Source organism: Paenibacillus sp. PCH8 (genome assembly GCF_002968835.1).
Classification (GTDB): domain Bacteria; phylum Bacillota; class Bacilli; order Paenibacillales; family Paenibacillaceae; genus Paenibacillus.
Genome location: NZ_PKQK01000004.1, coordinates 559574 through 566566 on the forward strand (window position 1 = coordinate 559574; position 6993 = coordinate 566566).

The 6993-nt window shown below is 47.2% G+C and carries 3 protein-coding genes and 2 pseudogenes; all 5 read left to right on the top strand.

Going from position 1 to position 6993, the window contains the following annotated elements; all coding sequences use genetic code 11:
- Nucleotides 1-4: 4 nt before the first annotated feature.
- The gene (locus tag C0Q44_RS24025; protein WP_105409726.1) at nt 5-2572 is read left to right on the top strand and encodes a DUF5696 domain-containing protein; all 2568 of its coding nucleotides are present in this window, start codon (nt 5-7) and stop codon (nt 2570-2572) included.
- A gap of 53 nt (nt 2573-2625) precedes the next feature.
- A pseudogene (locus tag C0Q44_RS24030) lies at nt 2626-3470 on the top strand (carbohydrate ABC transporter permease).
- Between the two features lie 17 nt (nt 3471-3487).
- Complete coding sequence (locus tag C0Q44_RS24035) at nt 3488-4432, top strand: carbohydrate ABC transporter permease (RefSeq protein WP_105409727.1); 945 nt, start codon at nt 3488-3490, stop codon at nt 4430-4432.
- A 180-nt stretch (nt 4433-4612) separates the two neighbouring features.
- The gene (locus C0Q44_RS24040; RefSeq protein ID WP_258166529.1) at nt 4613-6301 is read left to right on the top strand and encodes an RICIN domain-containing protein; all 1689 of its coding nucleotides are present in this window, start codon (nt 4613-4615) and stop codon (nt 6299-6301) included.
- Nucleotides 6302-6550: 249 nt separating this feature from the next.
- A pseudogene (locus tag C0Q44_RS24045) lies at nt 6551-6993 on the top strand (helix-turn-helix domain-containing protein); the annotation flags it as partial.

A 6993-nucleotide genomic window follows, 5' to 3' on the forward strand; every position in this document is an offset into this window, starting at 1 on the left:
TGCAATGAATGCCGTAGCCAAAAAAATAACCGGAATATTGCTCATTAGCAGTCTGCTCATTAGCGGTTGTCAGTTCTCATCCACACCAACGACCCAAGTTTCTGCTACTGCTATGGAGCAAACTGGAGTTCCCTCCCTGCCTCCCGGAGAAAAACTGACAGCTTCCTTTAGAGATGAGCGTCTTCCAGACATGATCGGGGTCGCCCGAAACGAAGCGTTGCAGTTGTTCATCCATGAAGATACGGCCGAGATTGCAGTTCTACACAGGGATAGTGGTCAGATTTGGCGCAGCAATCCGGAGAATCGCGCGCAAGACGGGATCGCTGCTGGAATCAATAAAGACCTCCTGTCATCGCAAACCAAGCTTAGCTTCTTCAACAGTCTGGGGCAGAGCAGTACAGTGAATTCGTATACCGACAGCGTAGGGCATAGGCAGGTAAGTTACGAACCACTGCCAAACGGTGTTCGGGTGAACTATCAGTTCGGGAACAATGAGAGCTCCATTGAAGACCTGCCTGTGAAAATCAGCAAGGAACGCTTTGAGCAAAAGCTGTTGGCCCAGCTCGACAAGACCGGTCAGCGGGCTTTGAAGATCGGTTATGCAGAGGACAAAGACGAAGGTGTCTATGTCCGAATCGACAAAGCGATGCAGGGGCTTCAGTTATCCAGGGCTTTGAAAGCTTTGGAAACAGCCGGTTATACATCGGAAGACCTTGAACTGGATCATGCAGAGCATGGGATTGAACAAGAGAGAAGTGGCCCCAGGCTGTTCATGCTCACGATGGAATATGAGCTGGAAGGGGAAGACTTGCTTGTGCGAGTCCCGGCATCCGGCATCCATTTCCCGGAACAATACCCGGTCAACAGCATATCCGTACTGGATTATTTCGGGGCCGGAAGTACGAGTGACCAAGGCTCCATGCTGGTACCGGACGGTTCGGGAGCACTAATCCATTTTAATAACGGTAAGCTCCAGTACCCAGGCTATCAGCAAGATATTTATGGGCCAGATCTGACGATGAAGTTGCGGGAGGTAAATTCGAGTGAAGCTAAAGCAAGGCTACCGGTATTTGGCCTGATTCGGGAGGGCGGTGCTTTCCTGGGGATCATCGAAGAAGGAGCGGCAGCTGCTGTTGTGAATGCGGATGTTAGCGGTAAACTGAACAGCTATAACAACGTATATCCAAGCTTCTACGTCGTGAACAAGAGCGATGTCACACTCCAGGCAAGTGACATGGTTCGAACACTTCCTAAATTCCAGAAGAAGCCGACCTCCTCAGATTTTGTTGTACGTTATGCATTTGTTGGGGCAGATAAGGCTTCCTACTCCGGCTTGGCGGGTCTATACCGGAATTATCTGGTCAGTACGGGAGGTCTTCCCGAAATGCAAGCAAGTGAGGGGGAACCAGACATCCCATTTTACCTCAAACTGGTCGGCGGTATGACAACCAAAAAGCATATGCTCGGTATACCCTACGATTCCACTCAGGCCTTAACCACCTTTGAGGAAGCGCAGCAGATCCTGACCATGCTCAAGGAGAAGCAGGTATCGAATATTCAGGTCCGCTATGCCGGATGGTTCAACGGAGGCCTGAAGCATAAACTGCCGGATTCCATCAAGGTGGATGGGGTATTGGGTGGGAAGAAAGGTATGCGGGAATTCAGTGATTATGCTCGTGAAGCGGGGATCGGTTTCTATCCGGATGTCGCTGTGCTGAACGTGCATTCCAAAAGTGGATTCAGACCAACCAAAGAGGCTTCCCGGACGCTAACACAGGAACCGGCGGCTCTATATCCGATGGACCCGGCAAGACAACGACGTGACCGGGATCGATTACCATCGTATGTTCTTTCTCCCAACGTGCTTGATCATGTGACGGAAGAAATGTTAGAGGAACTCAAGCCATTCCAAACGGATGGGTTGTCCCTCAGGGATCTGGCAGAACAGCTGAACAGCGATATGAATCCGAAGAAGCTTCTGGATCGGACGGAGGCAGTACAGCACGTCACCAGAACATTGGAGCGGATCAAGCAACAGGCAACATCCGTTGTTGCCGAGGGAGGGAATGCGTATGCACTCCCCTATGTGACATCTTTGACGGATGCACCGATGAGCAGCAGCCAATTCAAGCTTGAAGATGAAGAGATTCCCTTCTTCCAGTTAGTTATACACGGTAGCATCAGCTACACCGGTTCTCCCTACAATCTCACGACGTATACGAATGCGAGACAGTATGTGTTGAAACTGATTGAATATGGAGCGAGCCCTTATTTCACCTGGTTTAATGCACCGAACCATGTCGTGAAAGAAACAGATTATGATAACCTTTACGCTGCGAATTATGAGCAGTGGATTGACCTGGCTGCGGAGATGTACAACGAGGTCAATGAGGCGAACCAGTCGTTTGCCGGGCAACCTATGATATCTCATGATCAACTGGCGGAAGGTGTATTCCGAACAACGTATGCCAATGGCAGATTTGTTCTCGTCAATTACAACGATACTTCCGTACATGTTGAGAATCATACCGTGGAAGCCCAAAGTTATGTGACAGGTGGTGAGCAGCTCTGAAAACGTTCCTGAAATTGAAATGGGGAAGTCGTACGTATGCTCAGCAGAAAGCCATGTGGGGAATCATCTATGTGCTTCCCTGGCTTGTCGGGTTCGTGCTGTTCTTCTTTGTTCCATTGCTGGCTTCCCTGCGATACAGTCTGAGCTCCATTCAGGCCAATGCAGAGGGGATCTCGATACAATTCACTGGTGTAGCCAATTATATTCAGGCGCTTACCGTGAATACAAGTTTCAACCGGGCATTAATCGAATCTATTACGGATGTCATTGTGAACGTGCCGCTTATCGTCATATTCAGCCTGTTCCTTGCCGTTATTCTGAACCAGCAGTTCAGAGGCCGTGCAGTGGCGAGATCCATCTTTTTCCTGCCAGTCATTCTGGCATCAGGAGTTATTATGTCGCTGGAGAGCACGAGTCTGATTGATGCTGTGAACCAGAACAGCACCGGCGGAAGTGCACTCGGCACATTTGAACTGGAGAATCTGATGCTGGATGCCGGAGTCAGCGAGTGGATTGTGACGTATTTAAGCAGTGCTGTGGATCGGATCTATCAGATTGTCAGTCAGTCCGGGGTGCAGATCCTGATCTTTCTGGCAGGCATCCAGACCATCTCGCCTCAACTGTATGAGGCATCCAAAATGGAAGGTGCTACAGGGTACGAGTCTTTTTGGAAAATTACGTTCCCGATGGTCAGCCCCTTATTTTCGTCAACATGATTTATACGGTCATCGATTCTTTTGCCAATAATGCCATGACCGAGCTTATCCGGGATACCGGATTCGTCAAATTCGATTTTGGTTTAAGTTCCGCCATGGCCTGGGTCTATTTTCTCGCCATCGCTATCATTCTTGTGATTGTATCCATTATTTTCTCCAAACGTGTCTTTTACCAAGATTAGAAAGGAGGGCGTCCAGCGTGACGACATCACGATTATTATCGTTGGAACACTGGAAAGGCTGGTTGTGGTCCCTCGTAAGATTCATACTGATTACTGGCCTTTCCTTTGTTATCCTGTTTCCGATATTCCAGAAAGTATCGACATCCATCAAGGACAAGGGTGATCTGTATTCGGCGGTCGTGGTATGGATTCCTCAGAACTTCTCGATCGACAATTTCAAGCAGGCCATCCATGTCATGGATTACTGGACAACGCTGTTCAATACATTTGCGTTGTCTGCAACGACGACCCTACTGACAACAGTGTCTTGTGCTCTTGCGGGATATGGTTTCGCCAGGCTGAAATTCAAGGGAAGTAACTGGTTGTTCGCAGGTGTCATCCTGACCATACTTGTTCCGCCAACGACTATTCTCATTCCGGTGTACCTGAACCTCAAAAGTTTTGATCTGATGGGGCTCATCACACTGATCGCTGGCAAGCCTGTGAATCTGCTGAACACCTATTGGCCGTTTATTCTTACCGCAATTACGGCCAATTCGCTGAAGGCAGGATTGTATATTTTCATCTTCCGCCAGTTCTTCAGGGGTATACCCAAGGAAGTGGAGGAGGCGGCATACGTGGATGGCGCAGGTATCAGCAGAACCTTTGCACGAATCATGTTGCCGAACGCGATACCTTCCATGGTTACCGTTATGCTATTTTCCTTCGTCTGGCAGTGGAATGACAGTTTCTACACGACAACCTATCTGACATCCAGCAAAGTGATGTCCACCCAGTTGTCTTCACTCCCCTATAATCTGGCCCAACAAGTCAGTGATGGGGCTTCCAAGGCAGATCCATTTTATTTAAGCATGATTCAGGATACAGGCATTTTACTTGCCATTCTGCCCTTGATCATCATCTACCTGTTTGTGCAGCGTTACTTCGTGGAGAGTGTGGAACGTACAGGGATTGTCGGATAAAACAACCGGAGTCAAGACAAATTCAAACGGAAGGAGAGGGTCTTCATGCAAGAGAGAATGCGGTTCTTGGTTTGGAACGGTTTACGGAAACGTGCACCTACAGCGGTTGAGTTTGTAAACTCACCATTTGCAGGTTCATTGTAAGCCAAACCATGTTCAGGAGGAATTATATTGAAAAAGATGATAAGATCATGCAAAATCATGCTCATTATTGCGTTGCTAATCACCATAGCTCCATGGGGAGAGAATCGTGCCGAAGCATGGGTCGGTATGCCGATGGACAAGCTTCACGTCAATGGTAAAAATCTGGTTAACAGTAACAACCAGCCTGTTGTGATGAGCGGATGGCATCAGCCTTCAGGTGCTTACTGGACATACCAGAATAGCAATTATTATCTGAATCTTCATGGTAACAATCGCCATGCTGCCACATTAGCTTATCTGAAGGACATTACGGATACGTTCACAAGTACAAGTCCCAAATACGGAAGCAGCCACGGCTGGAATATGAATCAGATCCGTCTGTTCATTGACCGTGAGGACATGGGTGACGTAGCAGCAGGTACTTACAATTTTGCGGGTCTACAAACAGTAACGCAGAATGTCATTATCCCTTATATCCAATACGCCAAAACCAAAGGTGTATATGTCACGCTTGGCCTTGACTTCACACTGAAGGATGACCAGGGGACCACCGCAGCCAATCTGCAAAAGTTCAATCAAATATGGGGTTATCTCGCTGAACGTCCAGAAATCAAAAGTGCAGACAACGTACATTTTGAGCTGATCAATGAGCCGATTAAATCGTACGCCAACGGACACTGGGGTGGCTATAATGGCGAGAACGACTTCGTGGATCACTGGAACGATCTGCGCAATTTCCAGAATTCCATTATTTCTACCATCCGTAGCAAAGGTGCAGACAATGTCATCTGGGCCGCTGGACTTGGATACAACCAGTTCTATAGTCTGACTGCAAGCCATCCTTTGACAGACCCACTGAACAATTACGGTTATGCTGTTCACTGGTACCCAGGGTATGGTGCGTATGACAACTTTTCGATCCTTCAGGATCAGTGGAATACAAATGTAAAGGCTGCGGCCGATAAATATCCAATCAATATCACAGAAGTAACATGGTTCAAAAAGAAAGCTGGCGATTCCGCTTACTGGGATCTGTTCAACGGTAGCAATGAAGGCTTTGGTAGCAATACCAAAACCATTTTTAATGCATCAGGCAATGTCAGTATTGCAGCACATATGAACGGTTTTATTCTGGGTGAAGGACAACGAAGCTCCTTTGCCGATCCTACGGCAGGCCTGAAGTGGGATGGAGATGCTTCACGTAGCGCGATGGGACGGTTCCTCTTCAACTGGTACTATGAACGTGCACAGTCTTATCCGAACGGCGGCACGCCATCAAGCGGATTAATCTCGGGAACAACCTACAAGATTGTAGCCAGACATTCTGGCAAGGTTATTGATATCCCCGGAGGTCAAAATGAGAACAATTTGCAGCTTCAGCAATGGAGCGATTTGGGAGGCAATCCTCAAAAGTGGGTGTTGAATCAGCTTGCTGGTGGGAATTACACCTTGACAAGTGTGAATTCGCCAGATAAAGTAATCGACATTCGAAACGGCACGAATAATAATGGTGAAGTGGTTCAGTTGATGAGCAATTTGAATACTTCCGCGCAGCACTTCAAAGTCAACGACCTGGGCAATGGATATTGGAGTATTATCAACGTTAGCAGCAACAAGGCTATCGAGGTAACAGCTTCATCTACAGCAGACGGTGCAAAATTGCAGCAGAACGATTTCACGAATGCAACGAATCAGCAATGGAAATTCATTGCGGTCAATAACTAAGCTAACGCTTAACAGCAAGGACCTTCTCAAGCCAATATGGCTAGTGGAGGTCCTTATTTGCGTTCACAAGAGACTACAAATGTGAATACATCGCATGCGCTTTTATTATATATTGTGTATTGTGGTTAGATTGTACGTAGATGTACCATAAGGAAGAAGATGTACCTTCACCAAGAATATATACAGAGTGTATCATTAAACGGCTGAGTTGCACGTAATCTTGTAAACGCTTACTAATAGGAGGTACATATGCAGAAGCAATGGTCCAAATTTTCACCAGTGTTTCGGAGATTTTTGATTTCGTATCTCATTGTTCTGATGATTCCTCAAATTGCCGGGTATGCCTCCTATAGAACATCCATTGAAGCCGCAAGGACAAGTTCCATTGAGAACAGTTTGAAATCGCTCAATCTCGGCAAGGAAATTATCGAACGAAATCTGATTCAGGTTGAAGTCTTCACGAGACAATTAGCCGTTAACCAGGATCTGTACCGGTTGATTGCAGATCCTAAACCGATGGACATCAACAATGTATATGGTGTGGGTCGTATGCAACGCAGCCTGTCCATATACAGCACCACTAACGAATATCTATCCCATTTCTTCATTTACATTCCGAATTACAATGTCATCATCACACCAACAACCGTGTATTACCGACCGGAGCATTATTACGCCGCTAATTCGTTAGA